Source organism: Rothia sp. HSID18069, from assembly GCF_003989155.1.
GTDB lineage: Bacteria > Actinomycetota > Actinomycetes > Actinomycetales > Micrococcaceae > Rothia > Rothia aeria.
Genome location: NZ_RBMG01000001.1, coordinates 1,128,790 through 1,152,963, shown reverse-complemented (window position 1 = coordinate 1,152,963; position 24,174 = coordinate 1,128,790). Strand labels below are relative to the sequence as shown.

General features: G+C 57.0%; 16 protein-coding genes and 2 tRNA genes. 8 read left to right on the top strand and 10 right to left on the bottom strand.

Going from position 1 to position 24,174, the window contains the following annotated elements; all coding sequences use genetic code 11:
- Window positions 1-323: 323 nt before the first annotated feature.
- Together D8M41_RS05045 and bcp are read right to left on the bottom strand one after the other, a co-directional pair.
- Window positions 324-408, bottom strand: a tRNA-Leu gene (locus D8M41_RS05045).
- Window positions 409-527: 119 nt separating this feature from the next.
- Complete coding sequence (gene bcp, locus D8M41_RS05040) at window positions 528-1,004, bottom strand: thioredoxin-dependent thiol peroxidase (RefSeq protein WP_006888944.1); 477 nt, start codon at window positions 1,002-1,004, stop codon at window positions 528-530.
- Between the two features lie 225 nt (window positions 1,005-1,229).
- Between bcp and D8M41_RS05035 the strand changes: the two genes are divergently transcribed.
- Window positions 1,230-1,302: transfer RNA gene (locus tag D8M41_RS05035), tRNA-Lys, on the top strand.
- Between the two features lie 164 nt (window positions 1,303-1,466).
- Here D8M41_RS05035 and D8M41_RS05030 read toward each other — a convergent pair.
- The gene (locus tag D8M41_RS05030) at window positions 1,467-1,979 is read right to left on the bottom strand and encodes a hypothetical protein (protein ID WP_006888666.1); all 513 of its coding nucleotides are present in this window, start codon (window positions 1,977-1,979) and stop codon (window positions 1,467-1,469) included.
- A gap of 434 nt (window positions 1,980-2,413) precedes the next feature.
- On the opposite strand from D8M41_RS05030, the gene D8M41_RS05025 reads away from it, so the two are divergent.
- From D8M41_RS05025 to metG, 6 genes are all read left to right on the top strand, one after another.
- Window positions 2,414-4,234, top strand: coding sequence for an acetolactate synthase large subunit (locus D8M41_RS05025; RefSeq protein ID WP_006888665.1), 1,821 nt, complete (start codon window positions 2,414-2,416; stop codon window positions 4,232-4,234).
- On the top strand, window positions 4,234-4,734 hold the full coding sequence (ilvN, locus tag D8M41_RS05020) for an acetolactate synthase small subunit (protein WP_023134658.1): 501 nt from the start codon (window positions 4,234-4,236) through the stop codon (window positions 4,732-4,734). Before D8M41_RS05025 ends, ilvN begins: the two co-directional genes overlap by 1 nt.
- A gap of 194 nt (window positions 4,735-4,928) precedes the next feature.
- On the top strand, window positions 4,929-5,957 hold the full coding sequence (gene ilvC / locus D8M41_RS05015; RefSeq protein ID WP_126926513.1) for a ketol-acid reductoisomerase: 1,029 nt from the start codon (window positions 4,929-4,931) through the stop codon (window positions 5,955-5,957).
- Window positions 5,958-6,266: 309 nt separating this feature from the next.
- Window positions 6,267-7,100 (top strand): YwqG family protein, encoded by an 834-nt coding sequence (locus tag D8M41_RS05010; protein ID WP_023134659.1) that lies wholly within the window; start codon window positions 6,267-6,269, stop codon window positions 7,098-7,100.
- A 212-nt stretch (window positions 7,101-7,312) separates the two neighbouring features.
- A complete protein-coding gene (locus D8M41_RS05005) occupies window positions 7,313-8,122 on the top strand; it encodes a YwqG family protein (RefSeq protein ID WP_037235454.1) in 810 nt (269 codons plus the stop codon).
- A 207-nt stretch (window positions 8,123-8,329) separates the two neighbouring features.
- The gene (metG, locus tag D8M41_RS05000; protein WP_023134661.1) at window positions 8,330-9,877 is read left to right on the top strand and encodes a methionine--tRNA ligase; all 1,548 of its coding nucleotides are present in this window, start codon (window positions 8,330-8,332) and stop codon (window positions 9,875-9,877) included.
- A gap of 173 nt (window positions 9,878-10,050) precedes the next feature.
- Here metG and D8M41_RS04995 read toward each other — a convergent pair whose 3' ends face one another.
- The 7 genes from D8M41_RS04995 to D8M41_RS04965 all read right to left on the bottom strand — a co-directional run bounded on the left by D8M41_RS04995 (window position 10,051) and on the right by D8M41_RS04965 (window position 22,803).
- Window positions 10,051-12,780 carry an ABC transporter permease gene (locus D8M41_RS04995; protein WP_023134662.1) on the bottom strand — a complete coding sequence of 910 codons (2,730 nt, stop codon included), beginning with the start codon at window positions 12,778-12,780 and terminating at the stop codon, window positions 10,051-10,053.
- A gap of 2 nt (window positions 12,781-12,782) precedes the next feature.
- A complete protein-coding gene (locus D8M41_RS04990; RefSeq protein WP_037235444.1) occupies window positions 12,783-13,544 on the bottom strand; it encodes an ABC transporter ATP-binding protein in 762 nt (253 codons plus the stop codon).
- A 434-nt stretch (window positions 13,545-13,978) separates the two neighbouring features.
- The gene (locus D8M41_RS04985; protein WP_037287152.1) at window positions 13,979-16,885 is read right to left on the bottom strand and encodes an ABC transporter permease; all 2,907 of its coding nucleotides are present in this window, start codon (window positions 16,883-16,885) and stop codon (window positions 13,979-13,981) included.
- On the bottom strand, window positions 16,885-17,646 hold the full coding sequence (locus D8M41_RS04980; RefSeq protein WP_006888662.1) for an ABC transporter ATP-binding protein: 762 nt from the start codon (window positions 17,644-17,646) through the stop codon (window positions 16,885-16,887). Before D8M41_RS04980 ends, D8M41_RS04985 begins: the two co-directional genes overlap by 1 nt.
- 218 nt (window positions 17,647-17,864) lie before the next feature.
- Window positions 17,865-20,687, bottom strand: a complete 2,823-nt coding sequence (locus D8M41_RS04975; protein WP_148110200.1) for an ABC transporter permease — start codon at window positions 20,685-20,687, stop codon at window positions 17,865-17,867.
- A gap of 79 nt (window positions 20,688-20,766) precedes the next feature.
- The gene (locus D8M41_RS04970; RefSeq protein ID WP_006888659.1) at window positions 20,767-21,486 is read right to left on the bottom strand and encodes a response regulator; all 720 of its coding nucleotides are present in this window, start codon (window positions 21,484-21,486) and stop codon (window positions 20,767-20,769) included.
- A 42-nt stretch (window positions 21,487-21,528) separates the two neighbouring features.
- Window positions 21,529-22,803 carry a sensor histidine kinase gene (locus D8M41_RS04965; RefSeq protein ID WP_006888683.1) on the bottom strand — a complete coding sequence of 425 codons (1,275 nt, stop codon included), beginning with the start codon at window positions 22,801-22,803 and terminating at the stop codon, window positions 21,529-21,531.
- A 157-nt stretch (window positions 22,804-22,960) separates the two neighbouring features.
- On the opposite strand from D8M41_RS04965, the gene D8M41_RS04960 reads away from it, so the two are divergent.
- Window positions 22,961-24,025, top strand: a complete 1,065-nt coding sequence (locus D8M41_RS04960) for a 3-isopropylmalate dehydrogenase (RefSeq protein ID WP_126926511.1) — start codon at window positions 22,961-22,963, stop codon at window positions 24,023-24,025.
- Window positions 24,026-24,174 lie beyond the last annotated feature (149 nt).

The window sequence follows — 24,174 nt, the reverse complement described above, 5'->3', positions numbered from 1 at the left end:
ATAGATGTCTGCGGTGAGAAATTCTTTAGTCGGAACTTTCAGCATACCGCTTACAGGTTCGCCGTATAGAAGATTAACCGTGTGCTGCGTTGAATCCTCAGACAATCTTCAGGTTCGAAAGTGGCGGCAGATACATCCGTGGGCTGGTACTGCCAGAGGGAACCTCTCGGGGTGGGCAGTTCTTTAAAATATGTGGTTTGTGTTACCGGGCTGAAAATTATTGTCGCTATGTTCCTATTGTTTGATAGCACTATGCGCTGCGTTCAAGGAGCTCACGTAAAGAGCCTCCGACCATTGCGGACGGAGGCTCTGAATAAAGAATATGGTGCGCGAGGGGGGACTTGAACCCCCACGCCGTAAGGCACAGGAACCTAAATCCTGCGTGTCTGCCAATTTCACCACTCGCGCGTGATGCCAGTGCTAAACCAACGTATGCAAGTCTACACTAGCGGCAAAAGGGTTCACAAATAGCGTGAGCGGTGGCGCAGCGGGGCGCTTCCCCCCCCCCACAATAGGGGATGCTGGTGCTATTTGGGGTCAATGCCCATATCGCGCCGTAGTTTTGCTACGTGCCCGGTGGCTCGCACATTGTACTGGGCAATCTTAATGGTGCCCTGCTCATCAATGACGAAGGTTGAGCGAATAAGCCCTTCGTACACTTTCCCGTAGTTCTTCTTCTCGCCCCACGCGCCGTATGCTTCGGCCACGGCGTGGTCGGCGTCGGACAGCAGCGGGAAGGTGAGCTCTTCGTTCTGGGTAAATTTCTTGAGGGCGGGCAGCTTATCGGGTGAGACACCCAGCACCGTGTACCCGAGTGAGGAGAACGACGCCAGGTTATCCCGAAAGTCACATGCTTCTTTAGTGCACCCGGGGGTGGACGCCTTGGGGTAGAAGTAGAGGATGACGTTCTGCCCCCGATAGTCGCTGAGGGAGCGGGTGGTTCCATCCTGGTCTTGTAGTGTGAAGTCGGGTGCGGCGGTGCCGGGTTCCAAACGAGTGCTCACGGTGTGCCTTTCGGGTTATCGGGGCCAGAAGTGTCTTTACCACAAACCATCATGGCACGGCCTCAGGTGCGCCTCAAGATGAACGGGTCGAAGCTGTTTTCACTACTGCCCCCACACACCCCAGCTTTAGGGTGGCGAGTATCACCCCAACTGGATTTGCGAGGGTGAAGCAAGTGCCGTATAGTTTTTATCTGTCGCCAGCGGTGCTGGTGGATAAGTAAATAAGCGCCTCTAGCTCAATTGGCAGAGCAATTGACTCTTAATCAATGGGTTCTGGGTTCGAGTCCCAGGGGGCGCACACTATAGCGAGAACCCCGCCAATATCGGCGGGGTTCTCGCCTATTTTTACTCTGCACCCGCGCCCACGCAGCCAAGCGCGGTACCGGGTACATGCGGGTAACCTGCTAAAAAGGCGCACCCCCTAAGCCGTGGGGTGCGCCATGAACCGGTAGCCGCACAGGCCTAAAGCACAGGCCAGATAGTGGTCACGAACGTCCGGAAATCTTGCACATCCAGCGTCTGATCAATAGTGCCCGTACCAGCGTGCGTGGTAATCTCGGGCTTATCTAATAGCGTGAGCCTGAACCGGCTCCCATTAATAGACTCAAGCATAATAGTCAGATTGTCATTCGTCAGATGCGCATGCAGAGCGTTTGTGTTGTCGATGGTTGTTGCCGCACCTGCCGGGGTCACCTCAGGCATATGAATAGGTGCAATAATCACCTCATCCGGTGAATCCTGATAACCTACCAGAAAGCACTCTTGGTGATCCTCCTGAAGAGCCGCAATATCGGGGTTGCGGTAGGTCGCGGAACCGGTCGCATACACCAGGTTGTAGGCGCCGTAATTAATGATCTGATTATCAAAAGCAGGGTGCAGTACTCGGATTACTTGCTCTCCGGTTAGTCGTTGTGTGCCCTGCTGTTGATTGGCCTGCGCTACATCGGTGTCGGCCGTATTTTTCACATCGGTCATACCCCCAATTCTACCGGCAGGCGCGTTCTACGTCACCGTTTTATGTCACATAAATGCACTAATTTACTGGTGAAATACTCCGGTAGTGGCCGGCAGATAACACTTGCATCCCGTTCACAAGCCAACTTCTCAAAAAATACTGCAAAAAATTCGTTAAAACGGCACGGGAGATTTGACTCACGCACGCCAGCGCGCGAACATAGAAGGGTGCAAAAGCAACAGATGCAGCTGATTCTTAGCCTCGTAGTCGTCGCCTAGGGCGCCGCAGGACGAGGCTTTGATGCTGTCTACGTAAGCGCCCTTCGCTACCACCACCAGCGGAGGGTATTTTTTGTAGCTACGGAACCACCGGGGCGCACGCGCGAAAGGCACACCAGCTTATCGCACCTCACCTCAGATTACAGAGAACTGAAGAACCGATAAGAGGCATTAATATGACCACGGGATACTCGGCTAAGACCGCCCCTGAAACTTCGGCGGCGGGCGAAACACACACCACCGAGCGCATGACCGGCTCCCAGGCGATCATCCGCTCCCTTGAAATGCTTGGCGTCACCGACGTTTTTGGTTTGCCCGGCGGGGCAATCCTGCCCACCTATGACCCGCTCATGGATTCCTCCAAGATTAACCACATCCTGGTGCGCCACGAGCAAGGTGCAGGGCACGCCGCTCAAGGGTATGCGACCTCCACCGGCAAAGTAGGTGTGTGTATTGCAACCAGCGGGCCCGGTGCCACCAACCTGCTCACCCCCATCGCGGACGCAAACATGGACTCGGTGCCCATCGTCGCTATCACCGGGCAGGTGTCCACGAAGCTGCTCGGCACCGACGCCTTCCAAGAAGCAGACATTGTGGGCATGACCATGCCGATCACCAAGCACTCCTTCATGATCTCCGACCCGCAGGAAATCCCGCGGTGCATCGCCACCGCCTTCCATCTCGCCGCAACCGGACGCCCCGGCCCCGTGCTGGTAGACATCACCAAGGACGCGCAGGTGGGCATGATGGACTTCAGCTGGCCCCCGAAGATTGAGGTGCGCGGCTACACCCCCGTCACCCGCGGGCACTCCAAGCAGATCCGTGAAGCGGCTAAGCTCATTACCGAGTCCAAACGTCCCGTACTGTACGTGGGCGGCGGCGTGGTGCGTGCGGGCGCCTCCGAAGAGCTGGCTAAACTCGCAGAACTCACTGGCGCACCCGTAGTTACCACCCTCAACGCCCGCGGCGCCCTGCCCGACTCGAACCCCCAGAACTTGGGGATGCCTGGCATGCACGGCACCGTTCCCGCCGTGGCAGCCATGCAGAAGTCAGACTTGCTGATTACTCTCGGAGCCCGCTTCGACGACCGTGTGACCGGTAAAGTCGACTCGTTCGCCCCCGATGCGAAGGTCATCCACATTGACGTTGACCCGGCGGAGATCTCAAAAATCCGTTTCGCAAACGTGCCGATCGTGGGCGATTTGCGATATGTGCTGCCCGAACTGAACGAGCTGCTCGCCACCGAGTTCGCCCCGCACATGCCCTCACTGGCCGAATGGTGGGTTGAGCTGGACAAGATTAAGGCGGACTACCCGCTGGGGTACGTTAAAACAGATGACGGGCTGGGCTCACCCCAGTACGTGCTGGAACGCATCAGCGCCCTCACCGGCCCAGACGCATTCTACGTGGCTGGCGTGGGCCAGCACCAGATGTGGGGTGCGCACTTTGTGGGGCACGAGAACCCGCGTCACTTCCTCAGCTCCTCCGGTCTGGGCACTATGGGCTACTCCGTGCCCGCCGCAATGGGTGCACAGGTGGCAAACCCCAACTCCGTGGTGTGGGCGATTGACGGCGACGGCTGTTTCCAGATGACTAACCAGGAGCTGGCCACCTGCGCGCAGAACAATATCCCCATTAAGGTTGCGATCATTAATAACTCGTCCCTGGGTATGGTGCGCCAGTGGCAGACCCTCTTCTACGACGGCCGCTACTCCAACACGCACCTGCGTACCGGGCACGGCACCGACCGCATCCCCGATTTCGTGAAGCTCGGCGACGCGTACGGCTGTGCCACGTTCAGGTGCGAGCGTGACGAGGACGTGGACGAAACCATTAAGCAGGCGCTCGCGATTAACGACCGCCCCGTGGTGATTGATTTCACCGTTAGCCCGGATGCGATGGTGTGGCCGATGGTGCCCGCTGGCGTGTCGAATGATTTGATTCAGATTGCGAAGAACACCTCGCCCGATTTCGGTCGAGAAGAGGGGGAGAACTAATGAGCCTGCATACCCTTTCAGTACTGGTAGAAGACAAGCCCGGCGTGCTCTCACGCGTTTCTGGGCTGTTCTCCCGCCGCATGTTTAATATTGCCTCCCTCGCGGTGGGCCCCACGGAGGTTCCCAAGGTTTCACGCATCACGATTGTTGCGGATGGCGATTCTGAAACTCTGGAGCAGCTCACTAAACAGCTGAATAAGCTGATCCATGTTCTTAAAGTGGTGGAGCTGCCGCCGGAAACCTCAACACAGCGCGACCACATTATGGTGAAGGTTAAGGCGGACCCGGCGGTGCGTCTGCAGGTGGTTCAGGCCGCCGATCTTTTCCGTGCTTCGGTAATTGACGTCTCTACGGAGTCGGTAGTGATTGAGGCGACCGGTTCGGCTGAGAAGCTTAACGCCCTGCTGGATGTGCTCGAGCCCTACGGCATCCGTGAGATTGTGCGTGCTGGCACTATTGCGCTTTCTCGCGGGCCGCGGTCGATGAGCGAACGCATTTAGCGCCCTCTTTCGGCGGAAGAAGCCGCTGGCAACCGTGGGTGGAGCCACTATCGTTGGGTGCGGGTATGCGGTGCCGTGTGGTGCTGGTGCCCGCATCCTGAGAAGAGGCGTTTAAACCTTCTGCACGGTACCGCATCTAGTAAACTTATTCACTGAGCCCTTAGCGGGTAAACACCAAAATATTAGGAGAAGAAATGGCAGCAACCATTTTCTACAACGACGATGCAGATCTTTCCCTGGTCCAGGGCCGTACCGTCGCGATTATCGGTTACGGTTCGCAGGGTCACGCCCACGCATTGAACCTGCGTGATTCTGGCATGAAGGTTATTGTTGGTCTGGCTGAGGGCTCCAAGTCCCGCGCCAAGGCTGAGGCTGAAGGGCTGCGTGTGGCGACCGTTGCCGAGGCCGCCGCTGAGGCAGATGTCATTATGATTCTGACCCCGGATCAGGTGCAGGCTAAGGTCTACGCTGAGAGCATCGAACCTAACTTGAAGCCCGGCAATGCGCTGTTCTTTGCGCACGGTTTCAATATCCGCTTTGGCTACATTACCGCACCCGAGGGTGTGGATGTCGCTATGGTCGCCCCGAAGGGTCCGGGGCACACGGTTCGCCGCGAGTACGAGGCAGGCCGTGGTGTTCCCGCTCTTGTTGCCGTTGAGAAGGACGCCTCAGGTGAGGCTCTGGCATTGGCCCTGTCGTATGCTAAGGCGCTGGGTGCTACCCGTGCGGGCGTTATTAAGACCACTTTCACTGAAGAGACCGAGTCTGACCTGTTCGGTGAGCAGGCTGTGCTGTGCGGGTCTACCTCGCAGCTGGTGCAGTACGGTTTTGAGGTGCTGACTGAGGCAGGGTACCAGCCTGAGATCGCGTACTTTGAGGTGCTGCACGAGCTGAAGCTGATCGTGGATCTGATGATTGAAGGCGGTATTGCTAAGCAGCGCTGGTCGATTTCTGACACCGCCGAGTATGGTGACTATGTTTCTGGCCCGCGCGTGATTTCTCCCGAGGTGAAGGAGAACATGAAGGCTGTGCTGGCTGATATTCAGAGCGGCGCGTTCGCTAAGCGTTTCATGGACGACCAGGCTGCTGGTGCACCCGAGTTCAAGGCTCTGCGTGCTCAGGGCGAGTCGCACCCGATTGAGGCTACCGGCCGTAAGCTGCGTGAGCTGTTCTCGTGGAACACCGTGGATGATGACTACACCGAAGGTTCGGTGGCTCGCTAAGCGCTGAGCTAATAACGTTACAGGGGTGCCTGCCATTCATGGTGGGCACCCCTTTGTATGCGTTTGGTCTTTGAAGCGTTTATTGCAGCTCATGTAGTACCCTAAAGTTTTCTGCCAGCAGCTTGGCGGTTCGGAACTAGATAATGCTGTGCCTATCCTGATGAGGGGTATATCAGGTGAGGAAAAACGGGCAATGACGAAACCAATTGTGTGCTGGTTCAGGAAGGTGCTCTAATTAATGCGGAGAACACAGGCGGTGACGCCTGTAACCCCTAACTACCGTAGCTCAGAGCCATCGAAGGAGTTCCCATGAGCAGCACTGCCGAGAAAGCTATCGCCCTTATTAAACAGCTCAATGCTGAAAACCCGTTACCCGTTATTGAGGTTAAGGCATCTAAGGCTGCTGAGCCGCTGCCGGTGACCGTCTCAAAGTTCGGGGGAGTGCCGTATCTTCCTGTCGATGTGGAGGCACCCACCGACTCAGATGGGAACCCAATGGCCATGATCGCGCAGATTAACTGTGCTGAACTGCCTGAGAACCCCATTTACCCGCCTACCGGTATGGTGCAGTTCTGGATAGGGGGCGGTGACGATTGGGGATTAGGCGGCGAAAATGACCGCCGCGTTATCTATTACCCTCAGCTGGGTGAGGCGAACCCGGAAGCGACAGCAACTATGAATGACGATGAACATGATATTTGGCTGCCGGTGGAGCACGAATGCGCACTCGAATTTGTGGTGTTGGAGCATGAAATATTCTCCCCGTACAAGGATTCAGTGAACCACCCGCTGATTGAGAAGTGGAACCAGGCATACCCGGAACAGACCATTAAGTCTCTTTTTGACCTTGACAATTTTGAGGACGGCGATGTTCTAGAGGAAATTGAGAAGTTCACCGGTTCACGGGATTACTCGAAGATTGGCGGTTTACCAGACTTTGTGCAGGGCGACCCGCGTTACTACCATGAGAATGCTGAGGAGCGTGAGTGCACTGTGAACCTGCTGACGATGGACTCAGTCTGGGATGGCGAAGAATATTTGGTGATCTGGGGTGATGGCGGTACGGCGAACTGGCTGATTGCTCCCGACCGGTTGGCAGCCCGTGACTTCTCACAGGTCTTCTATGAGTGGTCATGCTGTTAGCGGCCTCTGTAAAAACACGGGCTAACCTCCTGGCACATTCTGGTGCCGAGCGCTGCCCCTAACCGGGGCTTGTCAGATGAGAAAAAGCGGGTAATGACGAAATCGGTTGTGTGTTGGCTCGGGAGAGTGCTCTCATTAAACCAGGGCGCAGGTGGAAACACCTGCACAACCCAGCAATGACCATAGATAGAACCGTTGAAGGAGAGCTTCCTGTGAGCGATATTGTTGAGAAAGCTGCTGCCCTTATTGAAGAGCTCTATGCCGAAAACTCATTACCTGCTATTGGGATTAAGCCCTCTGAGGCCGCTGAGCCGCTGCCGGTGACCGTCTCGAAGTTCGGGGGAGTGCCGTATCTGCCCGCTGGGGTGGAAGCACCCACCGACTCGGACGGGGTGCCGATGGGCATGATCGCGCAGATTAATTGTGCTGAGCTGCCCGAGAATCCCATTTATCCGCCCACCGGCATGGTGCAGTTCTGGGTGAGCACAAACTCAGGTTGGGGGATAGATAAGGAAGAGGACCACCGTGTGATCTACTATCCTCAGCTGGGTGAAGCGAATCCGGATGCGGTAGCGACCTGTGAGGACCGTGAGCGAGACTTCTGGTGGCCTATCAAACATGAATGTGCACTCGAATTTACGACACTTGGGCGGGAAATATTTGCCCCGAACGATTCGATAAATCACCCGCTGCTTGAGAAATGGAACCAGGCATACCCGGAACAGGCTATTACGAGTCTTTTTGACCTTGATGCATATGATGTGGAAGAAATTGAGGAATTTACTGGTTCAGGGGACTACTCAAGGCTTGGTGGGTTACCGCACTTCATGCAGGGCGATCCACGCCGCGAAGAGCCTGAACACTCTGATATCCGCAGGTGTACCGTGAACCTGTTAACGATGGATTCGTATGGGAACACGGTGCTCTGGGGCGATGTTGGTACAGCGAACTGGCTGATTGCCCCGGACCGGTTGGCAGCCCGTGACTTCTCGCAGGTCTTCTATGAGTGGTCATGCGGCTAGCGAGCCCAGCCTACAGTGCACTGCTGTAAACGCAGGCGGCCCCTTCGCACATGCTACGTGCTGAGCACCGTCACGGTGTACAGCGTGCAACATGTGCGAGGGGGTCTGCTGCTGCAGCTGGGGTTGTGTGTGGGTACATGACGGCGTGCTTGTCGCATTACTGTTTCGCCGCATCCAGCGCCAGAAACTGGGGTAAGATTAATAATTATGACTGCTACCCCGTACTACATCACTACAGCGATTTCATACCCCAACGGCAACCCCCACATTGGGCACGCCTATGAGACTATTGCCGCAGACGTTATGGCGCGTTTTAAACGGCTCGATGGGTTCGATGTGCGGTTTATGACCGGCACCGATGAGCACGGGCAGAAGATGCAGACCACCGCCGAGAAGCAGGGCGTAACCGCCAAGGAACTCGCCGACGAGAATTCCGCTCGTTTCAAGGCGATGAATGATGCCCTCGGTATTAGCTACGATCGCTTTATCCGCACCACAGACCCCGACCATTATGAGGCGTCGCAGGCGATCTGGAAGCGTATGGAAGAGAACGGAGATATTTACCTCGATAAATACGCCGGATGGTACTCCGTACGCGATGAAGCCTACTATGCTGAGGACGAGACAGAAGAACGTGACGGGCAGCGTTACGCTATTGCCACCGGAACGGAAGTCGAATGGACTGAGGAAGAGTCGTATTTCTTCCGCCTCTCAAAGTATGCCGATAAGCTGCTGGAGCTTTACGCAACCCAGGGCTACATTTACCCCGAGTCGCGCCGCAATGAGCTGACCTCGTTCGTCAAGGGCGGACTGAATGACCTCTCAATTTCGCGCACCACCTTCGACTGGGGCGTGCCCGTACCCGGTAATGATAAGCACGTTATGTACGTGTGGGTGGATGCGCTGACTAACTACCTGACTGGCCTGGGCTACCCGAACACTGAGGGGGAGCTTTTCACCAAATACTGGCCGGCAGACCTGCACCTGATTGGTAAGGACATTACCCGTTTCCACTCTATCTACTGGCCTGCGTTCCTCTGGTCTGCCGGTCTTGAGCTGCCCAAACGCGTATTTGGGCACGGGTTCCTGCTGGTTAATGGCGAGAAAATGTCGAAATCGGTGGGTAATGTGGTGGATCCTGCCGACCTAGTGGCGGCCTTCGGGCTGGACCAGGTTCGGTTCTTCCTAATGCGTGAGGTCTCATTCGGGCAGGACGGCTCGTATTCCGCCGAGGCGATTAAGAACCGTATTAATTCGGATTTGGCGAATAACCTGGGAAATTTGGCGCAGCGTTCGCTGTCGATGGTGGCGAAGAACTGTGACGGTAGGGTGCCTACCCCCGGCGAGTTTACCGAGGCTGATCGTAAGATTTTGGCTGATGCTGCCGCCCTGTATGAGCCGGTTCGCGCGGACTATGATGAGCAGGCATTCCACCGTGCCCTAGAGCGTATCTGGACGGTGCTTGCCGATACGAACGCCTATTTCGCGGAGCAGCAGCCGTGGGCTTTGCGTAAGAACGGTGAGCTGGAGCGCATGGGCACAGTGCTGTATGTGACCCTTGAGGTGGTGCGCCAGGTTGCTATCCTCATGCAGCCGGTGATGCCCGCCTCCATGGCGAAGCTGCTGGGTCTGCTGGGTGTTGCTGAAGGTGATGCGCGCCAGTTTACCGCGCTGGGTGATGCTCTGGTCGCCGGTGCTGAGCTTCCGGCCCCGTCGCCGGTGTTCCCCCGGTATGAGGAGCCGAAAGAGGCGTAACCGGTGCGTATCTTCATACGCTAAAAGTCCCGGAAGCAACGAATACCGTTGCCTCCGGGACTTTCTGTTGCTCGTAATGTTGGCGGGCTACTGCTGTGAGGGCAGGAAGAAGCCCCCGGCTCCAACCGACAAAAGCACCGGGGGCTTTTCCCCTTCCGGGGATCCTTATGAGGTTAGCGGGACCTTAATCCCTCCACTGGGGATTGCCGTGCCGACCGGAAGGCCGGGATGGCTGACGCCGCGAATGCGGCGAATAGGCCCACTACCAACACGAGTACCATGCCGGTAATTGGCAGGGCCGGTACCATTTCCATGGATTCACGCATGGACCGCACCAGTACTCGTGAAAGAACTAAACCAATGAGTACGCCTGAGACGATGCCCATCGCCAGCGCTCCGAGGGTAATCATGACGGCTTCGGTTGAGACCATGCGGCGCAGCTGCTTGCGGGACAGGCCCAGCGAGCGGAGCATCGCATTCTCACGGCGGCGCTCGTTCACCGACAGGGTCATAGTGTTTGCCACACCGATCACCGCAATAACGACTGCCAGTGCCAGCAGGATCAGGGACGCATTGAGCATAATACTCAGAGTCTGATCGTTACTCTTACGAATACTCAGTCCGCCCTGGAACTCGGTTCCGTCATTTGCCTTAGCAAGCTCGCTCTGCAGCTGGCTATTATCGGAGCTGGTGAGCGGGGTTTTTGCCCGCATGAGCACCATAGTTGCGGTACCGCGTGCCGCAAAGCTGCGTGCCAGGGCCGGGTTTTCCTTGGCAGCCTTCATGAGCGCTTCCTGTGCGGCGGGGTCTTCCGGCATAGCCTGTTCACTAGTGGCTGGCTGCGGGTTGGAGGCATCCTGCACCTTAGCACCAGTTGCCGGGTTCACCACGAAGAACGGCTCTTTGGTCTCTGCCTTAATGGGTTTGGCCTCGACCGTTCCCAGCGGCCCGGTGAGCTTCAGACGGGTGTTGTTATCGAACTTGCCCAAGTCCCAAATATCCTGGGGCACGAGCACCTCGTCGTCCTTCAGGTTAATGTTGGACTCGCCGGTGGATACCTTGTGCAGGTCATCATTGCTCAGGGACATCACATTGTCTTTGAGGTTAATGGAGTCTGCATTATCGGGCTTTGCGGTGTATTCGATCACGCCCGCAGCCGAGCCAACACTAACGGCTTCAACGTTTTTAAGGCCCTTAATCTTATCGGCCACATTCTTTGCCTTGGTCACGCTCGCACTGCTATTGGTCACGGAGGACTCACCGAACGGTGCGTACGCTGTTACCGGGTATAGCCTATCCAGCTCTTTGGCGATGGATGTGCTCAAAACCGAGTGGCCAGTTAGCACGATGCCAATCACCAGGGTTCCCACCAGCACGGCGCGCCCGGTTGAAACGGTGCGTTTAGGCGAGCGCAGGGAGTTCGCCAGTGCGAGTTTACCGGTCTGCCCGCGCAGTACCGATCCAATAATCCGAACGAGCGGCAGCAGGATCCACGGGGTGAGCAGGAATACCGCCAACGCGTAGAGGAGGCACGCCCACATGATGGTGGTAATGGCAGTGCCGCCGTTATTATCCTTCAGCGCGGCGGTGGTGAGAATACCGCCCACAATGGCGAGGACGACGCCGATAATTCCCCCAATGATGCTGGGCTTCTTCACGGCCTGCTCAGTATTTGCGCTCATGGCGCTAATGGGGGAGATGCGCAGGGCAGTACGGGCCGGGACGAGCGAGGCAAGCACGGTCACAACAGTGCACATGAGTACGCCCACAATAAACGCCATAGGGGAGAAATTCACGACGAATGTGCTATACATTGCGTTCAAAATCCCGCCGACTGCATACACCGCCGCCGAACCAATAATGGAGAAGAACAGACCAATCACCAGCGACTCCATAAGCAGCATTCGCACCAGTGAACCACCGCGGGCACCGAGGGTGCGCAGCAGGGCGAGCTCACGAGTCCGCTGGCCCACCAGCACCGCGAAGGTGTTCGAAATAACGAATGAGGAAACCAACAGAGCCAGGATTGCGAAGGCAACGAGGATAGTACCCAGAACGTCGAAGAGCGATGAGAACGTCTTCTTGAGGTGGTCCATCATCTGCGTATTAGAGAACACCTTGGGGGTGGTGTTCTTATCGCCGGTGTTCAGCTCTTTCTGCAGGGCATCGCGTGATTCCTGGGTATCGTTCTTGAGCTTAATGAAGGCCTGAGGCGCCATAGGTTTGGAGGGGTCTGAGACGATCCCGCCCTCTTCATCGGCAAGCTGACGTGCGATATCCGCAAGGCTGGTGCCTCCAATGTAAAGGTCATTGCTCATCTGCGATTCTGAGATACCGGTGCTGAAGGTAGCCGTGAGGGTATACTCGGTGTCTTTCGCGTTGTCCTTATCGGTAGCCGAGGTGACAACATTGGGCATGGTCACCTTATCACCGATTTTCAGATTGTGTTTCTCGGCGAAAGTCTTAGAAACCAGGAGCTCGGTGTCCTTAGAGGGGAGATTCCCCTCAATATTAAAGGGCGAAAGGTCTTTTGACGGTGGCGCAGAACCGTATGATACCTTCTCTTTATCGGCCCCGTAGGTACCAGAAAAAGTATACAGAATCCAGGATGAGCTAACCTCCGGGGATTCCTGAATCTTCTTAACCGTGTCATTGGACATCGGGAACTTAGCGGTGGGGTTCGCGCCTTGGCTCTCCACGCCCGCGGAAATCACCACGTTTTGGGAGTTAGCGTAGACATCGCCAATGGTCGCATCCAGCGTCGCCTGAAGCGAAGAAGTAAGCATCAGTACCGCCGAAATGAAGAACGACGAAATGGCAATACCAATACCCGTGAGAATATATTTCTTCTTGGAGGCGCGCAGGTTCGCCCGCGCCACCGTACTTAGTGTAGTAGTAGCCATTTTTACTTACCTTCCAACTGTCCCATGGCCTGCAGGACGGCGTCGTGGGTGGGGTTGAGCATCTCGCCAGCGATCATGCCGTCTTTGAGGAAGACCACGCGGTCTGCATACGAGGCGGCATGCGCATCGTGCGTGACCATGAGGATGGTCTGCTGGTGCTCAGTCGCAGCATCACGCAGCAGCCGCAAAACCTCAGACCCCGAGTTGGAGTCGAGGTTACCGGTCGGCTCGTCAGCAAATACGACCTCCGGGCGAGCCAGCAGAGCGCGCACAATGGCAACGCGCTGCTGCTGGCCGCCGGAGAGCTGTTCGGGGCGGTGATCCAGGCGGTTCTGCAGCCCCAAAGTCTGAACAAGATAGTCACGCCATACCGGGTCGGGTTTTTTGCCGGCTAGTCCCAGTGGCAGGTCGATGTTTTGCCCGGCGGTGAGGGTGGGTACGAGGTTAAAGGCCTGGAAGATGAAGCCTACGTGTTCGCGGCGGAATTCGGTGAGCTGGTTGTCTTTCTGACCGTATAGTTCGGTACCGCCGATACGGATAATAGTCTGGGGGTTACGGTCGGGCGCATCAAGGGTAGCGAGCGTCTGCATCAGCGTGGACTTGCCAGAGCCGGAAGGCCCCATAATGGCGGTGAACTTACCGTGCTCGAAGTCAACGCTCACATTGTTCAGCGCGTGAACGGTTGCTTCGCCCTTGCCGTAGGTTTTGAACAGGTTTCGTGTGGCTACCGCAGGAGTGCCTGCGGGGATGGTTGAAGTAGTCATGATTTAATTGTTTCAGGAATTGAAAGCGATATCCCCTGACATTTGTCATCCTTTGGGGTGAAGTTTTTGAAGGCCCCAAAAACGGTTCTCATACTTTCGGATGATATGCGGCCCTGACCAGGGTTTAAGGTGGCACGGTGGGGAACGGTGTGGTAAAAGTGGTAGATGTGCTGCATTTAAGCTGCATTCAAAGAGTATGAGGTAATGTATACCCTAAGTGGTGTATGTGATATATAGCACTGTGCCTAATAAAAGGAAAATAAAGATTTAATAACATGCCGCCGTGTAAGGATTATAGGCAGAATAGTACACCCTCAACACGTTTCGGCAGACAAACTGTATTAACTTTAGCGGGCACAATAAAAACACAGGGCGGGTTCCCCACACCGGGGAACCCGCCCTGTGACGGTTCAGAACCGACAGCGAATCAGCGGTTAGCTGCGCATCCCCTCTACGGGAGACATACGCGCTGAACGTATCGCCGGCAGCGCCGAGGCGACCAGTGCTGACAGCAAACCAACCAGCACCACAAAGGCCAGCCCCAAGAACGGCAGCTCAACCACAATCTCAGCGGAACTATTGGATGCCGTGAAAATAACCTTCGCCGCGAGCAGCCCAATCCCAATACCGCCTAAGATGCCCAGCAGCACCGCGCCTAGGGTAATGAGAATTGCCTCGGCCGAAATCATGCGGCGCAGCTGCTTGCGGGACAGGCCCAGCGAGCGGAGCATCGCGTTCTCACGGCGGCGCTCGTTCACCGACAGGGTCATAGTGTTCGCCACGCCAATCACAGCGATCACAATTGCCAGAGCCAACAGTGCCAGGGTGCAGCCCAGCAGAATAGTCAGTATCTGGTCAATCTGTTTCCGTGACTGCAAACCGCCCACAAAATCAACGCCGTCATTAGCTTTAGTCAGCTCATCCTGCAAAGCGGCGTTATCGGAGGACGACAGCGGAGAAGCCGCACGCACCAGAACCATCGTCTGGTTACCGCGCGCTACGGTTCCCAGCTCCTGCTGCCCGGCACCGTCCTGGCCCGGCTGCTGGGCACTCCCAGCGGATGCACCCGCAGCAGAGCCTTGAGCGCCTCCACCGGCAGGGGCGCTGGCACCCTCAGAACCGGCACCGGTAGCGCCGGGAGATGCGTCGCCCTCAGCCCCAGCGGTGGGTGCACCCTGTGCTCCATCGGCAGGAGCCTGGTGCTCACTACCCTGGGCGGGCTGCCCCTGTGCACCCTGCTGTTCCGGTGCGTTTGCAACAGCAATCGGTTTCGGGTCAGAGGCATCCTGCAGCTTGGCCCCGGTTGCCGTATTCACGATGAAGAGGGTCTGCTGGGTCTGCGACTTAATCGGTTTCAGCTCCACAGTCCCGCGCGGGCCGGTTGCCTTGAGCCGGGTTGAATCGTTATACGAGCTGGCCTCATAAATCTTGGTGGGAACCAGCACCGTATTATCGGCAAGCTGCTGCGAAGCCTCACCCGGAATGACCTTCCCCAGCTCGTCTTGGCTCAGCGCCACCAGGTTACTGGCGTGATCCACCGACTTGTCGGTATCCTTCACAGGGATCGTGTACTCCACGGCACCCGCAGCAGAGGCCACAGTTGCTGCTTCCACATTCTTCAAACCCCGCGCCTTATCGGCAACGCTGCGGGCTTTCTCCACGCCCTTGGCACCGGCCGATGAGCCATCACCGTATACGGCCATCGCTGAGATCGGGAAGGTCTTATCCATTGCCTTTGCCAGCGAGGCGTTCATGACGCTGTAACCGGTCAGCACGGTAGCGACCACCAGTGCACCCACCAGCACTGCACGGCCCGTTGAGACCGTACGTTTGGGGGAGCGCAGGGCGTTAGCGACCGCCAATTTACCGGTCTGGGTGCGGAACATTGTGCCCAGCCCCCGCACCAGCGGCAGCAGAATCCAGGGAGTGAGCAGGAAGATCGCCACACCGAGCAGCAGGGCAGCCAGCATCACCAGCAGCACAGCCTGTTCGGAGTCCTTCTTGTCGTTGGTCATCCCGATGGCAATACTGACCAGTACGGCACCGCCAATACCCACCAGCACGCCCGCGATCATCCCAATAATGCTGGGCTTTTTCACAGCCTGGGCGGTGGTCTCACCCATTGCACTAATGGGGGAGATGCGCAGGGCGGTGCGGGCCGGGGCCAGCGAAGCCAACACTGTGACGATGGTGCACAGCGCCACACCAGCGACGAACGCCATGGGGTCGTACGTGATCAGAATATTGTTAAACAACAGTGACAGCAGGCCCGCGACAGCATACACCGCCAACGCCCCGATCGCTGAGAATACAATACCCACCACAAGAGCCTCAACGATGAGCATGAGCACCAGTGATGAGCCGCGCGCACCCAGGGTACGCAGCAGGGCCAGTTCACGCACTCGCTGCCCAATCAGCACCGCGAACGTATTAGAAATGACGAAGGACGAGACCAGCAAGGCCAGTGCCGCGAAAGCGCCCAGGATCGTGCCAATAAGCGCGAACCCAGCCGAGATTTGGTCCTGTATCTTCTTCAGGTACTCTTTCCCGGTTGTTACCTTCGGCTCGGTATTTTTGTCCCCGGTGTTGAGCTTATTCTGCAGCTCAGTACGGGCAGCGGCCTGGTCATCACCCTTGAATTTCACGAACGCAATGGTAGCGCCTGGATACACGTACTCGGGTGCCCCGGCAGGCCTGTTCTTAAGGGCCTTGGTGGCGGCTTCCCCGTAGGTGGTGCCGCCAATAAAGACCGCATCATTTGAGCTGGCGCCCGAGAATCCGCCGTCGAACAGGCCGCTGACCGTGTACTCCTTAGTGTCGGTGGTGCTCGGATCGGAGGCGGAAGCCACAATATCCTGCGAGGTGACCTTATCACCGGTTTTCAGGTTGTGTTTTTGCGCGAAGATTTTAGAGAGCATAATCTCTGAATCATTCGCGGGCAACTTACCGTCAATGCTGAAGGGGAATGCGTCGGTGCTGGTGGGGGCCTGGTTGTAGTAGGCCGTGGTCTTATCAGCACCGAACTTACCCGAACCCTGGTAATCAATCCAGGCTGAGGCAACCGACGGGTCTTCCTGAATTTTCTTAATGGTCTCCTCATCCAGGTAAATGTTCGCGCTATTGTTAGACTGGTCGTTTGCCCCGGCAGAGATCACAATATTATCGGCCTTGGTCAGCACATCGCCGATTGAGGCGCTAACGGTGCCTTGCAGCGAGCTGATCAGCACAATCACGGCCGCAATGAAGAACGACGAAATGGCAATACCAAGACCCGTGAGAATATATTTGCCTTTGGACGCACGCAGGTTCGCGCGCGCCACTGTATTTAGATTACTAGACACTACTTACCCTCCAACTGCCCCATGGCCTGTAGGACGGCGTCGTGGGTGGGGTTGAGCATTTCGCCAGCGATCATGCCGTCTTTGAGGAAGACCACGCGGTCTGCGTACGAGGCGGCGTGCGCATCGTGCGTGACCATCAGAATTGTTTGTTTCTGTTCGGTGGCTGCATCCCGCAGAAGTTTAAGCACCTCAGTACCCGAGTTAGAGTCGAGGTTACCGGTCGGCTCATCCGCAAAAACCACCTCGGGCCGGGACAGTAGCGCACGCACAATCGCCACACGCTGCTGCTGACCACCCGAAAGCTGCTCGGGCCTGTGGTTCAGACGTTCGGCAAGACCCAGGGTTTTCACCAGGTAATCGCGCCATACCGGGTCGGGTTTTTTGCCGGCTAGTCCCAGTGGCAGGTCGATGTTTTGCCCGGCGGTGAGGGTGGGTACGAGGTTAAAGGCCTGGAAGATGAAGCCTACGTGTTCGCGGCGGAATTCGGTGAGCTGGTTGTCTTTCTGCCCGTACAGCTCGGTGCCGCCAATCTGGATGCTTGTTTCAGGGTTTCGATCCGGGGTGTCGAGGGTCGCTAAGGTTTGCATGAGCGTGGATTTACCTGAGCCGGAAGGCCCCATAATGGCGGTAAATTTACCGCGCTCAAAGTCAATGGTCACATTATTCAGGGCATGAACGGTTGCTTCGCCCCTACCGTAGGTTTTGAACAGGTTTCGTGTGGCTACCGCAGGTGCAGCTGCGGCAATAGTCGTAGTACTCATGCCCTCAATTGTTGCAGATGATACCCTCAAATACCTGTTATATCCCTCATCCTTTAGGATGATTTTTAGGGAAACACCGCAGTGGGGAGTCATGACGGGCTAAAAAGTAGCCTTACATGCGTTAGTGCTTTACATAGCAACTAATTTATTTACAAGGTAATAAATAATCCGTCATGTGTGCACCCGCCCAAGACATTATTTAGTCGGTCCGCAGCCCCTTAGTCGGTCCGCAGCCCCTCCACCGGGGAACGCCGCGAAACGCGCACCGCCGGGATAAACGAGCAGAGGATAGCCGCCACGAGAGAGGCGAGAAGCGTGAAACCGTACCCCACCCACGGTATGGTGTACACCAGCTCGTACTGCTCCGGAACCATTGCCCGGGCGCCTACGAAACCGATGATGGTACCGCCAGCAAGCCCAATGGTGACGGTCGCGAATGTAATCAGCACCGCTTCCATGATCACTACCGAACGCAGCTGTGTGCGCGAGAGCCCCAGCACCCGTAAGAGCGCGTTTTCATGTGCCCGCTCGTACCCTGAAAGCGCGATAGTGTTCGCTACCCCCAGCATTGAAATCAGCAGCGTGAGCGACAGCAGCGCCATATAAACATACACGGCATAATCCATGCTTTGGGTGAGAGCAGCGCGCGTGTCAACGGTGCCAAGCACGTAATACCCCTGATGCTTCGAGGCAATATGCTGCAGGTTTTCGCGTAGTTCTTTAGCTTTATTGCCGGTAAGCGGTTTGGTCTGCATGATCAGCTGGGAGCCGCCCCCAGTGCTTCCTTCAACCGTGCGGGGGTGCTCAAGGTCTTGTACTTTTGCGGCCGTTGCACGGGAGACATACGGGGAGTGGTTGTCAAGGTTTGACGGTACAGGTTTAAGCTTGATCTCCCCGGTGGGGCCAACAAACCGGAATTCGCCGGTTTCGCCAGCCCGGTAGGATTCCCAGTCCTGCCGGGAGAGCGCCACGGTGTCCCCATCCAGCAGATGAGAGTCAGCTCCGGGAAGTATCGTAGTAATATCTGCGGTATCAACCGCATACGTATTCGCCAGGGATGCGGCAGATTCTTCGGCGCGCAGACGCTGGTATTCCTGCTCGCTCATGCGGTTTTGAACGAACCTGTGGTACGGCTCAGTCTCCAGATAGTCGAACCCGCCAGCATACTCCACCAGAGAAACCGAGGATACATCCGTTAGGCTGCGCACCTGTTGGGCTGCTTCACGTGCCTGAAGCAGCGATGTCTCAGCGGCAGAAGGATTTGAGCCATTATGCTGCTGCTGCGGCTGTTGCTCGGCAGTATGTTGCGCATCGGATGGTGTAGTGTGTGTGGGCAGCGCAGAGGGCGCACCAAAATACAGGGACGCTGCCGCAGCCTTCTGCTGGTCAACGGTGTGCATCGCCATTGACTCCAGCGTGGCCCGACCAGAGAGCACAACACCCACCAGAACCGCCCCCACCAGCAGGGCACGCCCGGTCGCCACTGTACGTTTGGGGGAGCGCAACGCGTTCGCTCGGGCAATCTCACCCGTTAATGTGCGGGCAATAAGCGCCGCCCACCCGCGTACCAGCAGCGGTATAAACCGATAAGCAAGGAACACCAGCGCCACCAGCAGGCACGCTATCCCAAGTGCCGAGAATATGAACCGTTTCTGCCATCCTGTATCAGTAATGTCATCTACACCTAATGAATGGAACAACCCCCAGGCTACTAAGCCCGTAGCAAGCAGGAAAAACACGGTTCCTAGGATGGTCTGCACCCGACCACCGGCATGTACCGTGATCTTTGTGCCTTGCCGCAGACCCTGTACCGGAGAAATACGCATCGCCGTCACCGCTGGCAGAAGTGCCGCAATGAGCGTGGTGGTACAACATACGGCTAGGGTTATTGCCGCTGGCATGAGTGATGAGCTGAATACGAGCTTGGTAATAGCCTGCACAGTTGAGATGGTTATTGAGAAATGGGAGGAACGATCCAGCAGTAGGGTGCCCACCGCGAACAAGATATAGGCTAAGACAATACCAGCCAGTGAAGATACCACACCCATAATTGCCGCTTCCCCCAGCACCAGGGCAAGGAGCGAGCGTTTATTCATCCCCACTGTTCGCAGCAGTGACAGTTCGCGGGTGCGTTGAGCCATAAGCACATTCAGGGTATTAGAGATAACGAATGCGGAAACCAACACCGCCAGTATGGCGAAGCTGAGCATTGAGTCGGTCAACACCGCTAGAACTATATACTGGATTCCGCGCATAGCATCAGCATATTGGTGGGGAGTTATTACTGCGAGTGCGTGCCCACCGGGATTAGCCCAGCCGAACCCGTTCAGTCCCGTTGACTCGATCAAGTCCCGGAGACTAGACCCGGGTTTAAGCTTAATGGCTAAACCCTCAATGGTGTTTGAGGACGCTCCCGGCCGGGTTAGCGACAAACCGCCAGCGTATACAGAGATCATTTCGTCAGACTGCTGCATCGCTGGCTTAAACGTACCCACAATACGGTATTCACCCAGCGTATGGCGGGTTGTACTGTTGCCCCTGAGCGTATCACCAATATTTAGATGTAAATCAGCGGCTACATGCTCAGAGACCACCACTTCCCGTTCGTTAACTGGCATGCGGCCATTCACCGCGTAGGGGAACATATCGGTGCGAGTAGGAACCTCCCGGAGTACAAAATACTTATCAGTTGTTCCGGTGGCGATGTAGGATTCTTCCACCAGTTCCCAGGCGGCCTCAACATGGGGGTCATTCCTGACGCGCTGCACCTGCTCAGTGGTCAGAGTGTCTGAGCCGTTGTTGGGACTTGGCGACATTAACAATGTTTTCGGCACCACAACGGCATCACTGCGTGAGACCCTATCCTCATAGTGGGCATCAAAAGCGGCGTTGAATGACAGGCTCAGCAGAATTACCATGGCTAAGAAAAACGCCGAGATCCCCACAGCTACCCCCGTGAGCGCGTATTTACGCCATGAGGCGCGCGCATTTGCGCGAACCAGCGTCACTAACGGTGCCCTCATCGTTGCCTTTTTCGCCAATTTTCCCACTACTTTTATCGTCCAGCTTTACCGTTTCAGTCGTACACGCCCGCACCCACAACCGTGGGTCTCCCGCCTTTTAGCTCACGATCCCCGCCTCGTACGCCATGATGACCGCCTGCACACGATCCCGTGCGTCCAACTTATTCAACACATGCGACACATGCGTTTTAATAGTCGCCTCAGAAAGCACCAGCTCCCGACCGATCTCAGAGTTCGACAGGCCCTCAGCCACCAGTTTCAGCACCTCATACTCGCGCGGGGTCAGCTGCTCAATAAGCTCCTGATGCTGCAGCACCGGCTGCTCCTGCGGCGGCGCTTCGGCTGCAGCATTTTCCCTGGAGGTATCCAGTACCGGGATCATGTGCTTGAGCAGGCGGCGCGTGGCCGAAGGCGCGATCACCGCATCCCCCCGGTACACTGTGCGCACCGCCCCCAGCAGCTCCTCCGGCGGGGCGTCTTTGAGCAGAAACCCGCTCGCACCGGCCCGAACCGCCGAGTACACGTACTCATCCAAATCGAAGGTGGTCAGCATAATCACATGCGATTGGGGGGCGTGCATTTCAAGGATGCGCGTGGCCGCCTGCAGCCCGTCCAGTACCGGCATGCGCACATCCATCAGCACAATGTTCGGCGCGTGCCCCTGCTCCGCCAGGCGCGCATAACTATCCACAGCGGCGGCGCCGTCATCGGCTTCCATCACCACCTGCAAATCGGGTTGAGAATCTACAAGCATCTTCAGCCCGCCACGCACCAGCTGCTGATCATCAACCAGCATTACCGTAATCTTTTCATCCACTATTACGCTCCTTCACGAATAATTAACCAAAACCTACACTGACTAAATTTCCCGGTATGGCAGGTGCGCCCGCACCGTGTAACCGCCCTGAACGTCCGGGCCGTAGCTCAGCTCACCCTCATACATGTTCACGCGCTCCGCCATACCGCGCAGCCCGTTACCTGACCCCGGCACCGGAGAGAACTTACCCTGCGGGGCGCTATTGTGTGCACTAATGCCCAGCCCCGCCCTGTCCCAGGCCACCACCAGCTGCACCTGCTGCGCGTCACGGGCGTGCTTAAGGATGTTCGTCAGCGCCTCCTGCACCACCCGGTACGCTGCCAGCTCAGCCCCCTGCGGCAGGGTGCCTCGCGGCACCCCGCTAATACCCGAGAACTCGATTGGAACCCCCGAATCGCGTGTCTGCTCCACCAGCATCGGCACCTCACCCAGGCTGGGGGCGGGGGTGTACATGGTCACCTCGTCGGTGCGCAGTATTCCAAGCAGTGAACGCATCTGTGCAAGAGAACCACGCGCCGTTGTGGCGATCGTATCGAGTGTTTGCTCCGCAATTTTTTGAGATGTTTCCGGCTGTGAGCCATCTGCGTCGGTGGCTTCTTCGCTAGCCTGCCGTGCCGCCGCTGAGGCATACCGCGCCCCATCGGCCTGCGTAATAATACTGGAGAGTGAATGCGCCACAATATCGTGCATTTCCCGGGCAATACGGGTGCGTTCGTCCTGAGCCGCCAGCCGCCGCTCCTGCTGCTGCTCAAATTCCAGGCGCATGGCGCGCTCACGGATTTCGTCTTGCAGCAGCACACGCATACGCCGTGAAGCACCAAAAAACCAGAAGAACGAGAACGTGAGCCCGCAAAAGAAGAGGGCGAAGAGCGCTATGAAAGCTGCACCGGCGGCATTGAGCACCGGTTCATTCGGGCTGAGGCTATGAAGCAGTGCTATAAAACTACGGACTCCCACCAGGAATGAGATAACCCACCCGCCAATAAATGCGCGTGCTCGTCCCTTTTGGTTCCAATGTCGGCCGGTATGGTACGCGGCCAATAACACCGGCAGGTAGGAGTAAATAACGACGGTGGGGGCGAAAAGCGAAAGGAGCAGCGCCACCGTAAAAACATAGATGCTGCCGTAGGGGTTGCGGTACCGGTAGTACAGGCTGGTGGTAGTCACACCCGCAGTAATAAAGGCAACGCCCGCATCACGGTCAGCGGTTCCTAAACAGATCAGCAGGGTGAGCATCTGAATGCTCAGAACAGCCGCGGCATTACCCCACCGGTGGTGTTTGTCGAGGAAGTTATTAACGCGGCTAGTAAAGTCCATGGGTTAAGTTTATCGGTGGGTAGCTACTACTCAGGTATGAGAAGGCCATGTGCGCCAGCTGCATCATGATAAGTACTGGGGTTCTCAGGCTGCCCACACTGTGAGATTCGCGGGGTTGTGTGTGGGCGTGGTTCCGCACCAGCAGTAGGGTAGTAGCATGACTGAACAGCACCTCACCAACAGTATTGACCTCGCCGTAATCGCTGGCGACGGTATCGGCCCCGAAATTATTGCTCAGGCCCGGCGCGTACTTGACCGCGTATGCGAGCTCGATAGCATCGCCGTGACCTCAACCGACTACTCACTTGGGGCTGAGCACTGGCTAAAAACCGGTGAGACCCTGCCCGAGAGCACCATGGATGCGCTGAAAAAGCACGACGCTATTCTTTTTGGCGCTATTGGCGCCGACCCGCGCAGCGGTGATATCCCCTCGGGCCTAATTGAGCGTGAGATGCTTCTGAAACTACGGTTCGCGTTTGACCACTACATTAACCTGCGCCCCGCGCGGCTGTACCCGGGGGCGGTGTCGCCGCTGAGCAGCCCCGGCGAGATCGACTTCGTGGTGGTACGTGAAGGCACCGAAGGCCCCTATGCGGGTAACGGCGGTACCCTGCGTGAGGGCACGCAGGAACAGATAGCAACTGAAGTGTCGCTCAACACCGCCCACGGGGTCAGCCGCCTAATCCGGTACGCCTTCGAGCTGGCACAAGCCCGCCGCAAGAAGCTGACCCTCATCCACAAAACGAATGTGCTGGTGCATGCTGGCCGCCTGTACACCCGCCTTTTTGAGGAGATCGGGCGTGAATTCCCCGATGTGCAGACCGACTACCTGCACATTGATGCGGCAACAATTTTCATGACCACCGACCCCTCACGGTTCGACGTGATCGTAACCGATAACCTATTCGGTGACATCCTGACCGACCAAGCCGGTGCAGTAACCGGCGGTATCGGGTACGCCGCCTCCGGCAATATTAACGCGGTGGGGAAGTTCCCCTCAATGTTCGAGCCCGTGCACGGTTCAGCCCCCGATATTGCGGGGCAGAATAAGGCAAACCCGACCGCCACAATCCTCGCAGCGGCCCTGCTGCTGCGGCACCTGGGCTATGAGTCGACCGCCGTGCGCATTGAGGAAGCAGTCGAGGCCGACATGCGCGCCAATGGTGCCCGCACCCGCACCACCGTCGAGGTTGGTGACGACGTGCTGGGCTTTATCGGCTAACCACCACCAGTGAGCACCCGCACCCCAGCACGGGTGCGCGGTGCCCGGCAGCCCCGGCAGCAATATGCGTGGTGCCCCCATATCGGGTACCCTAAAACAGGGTGCGGCGAGCACACACGGTTTGCCCACCGCTGGCGTGGTCACGAACC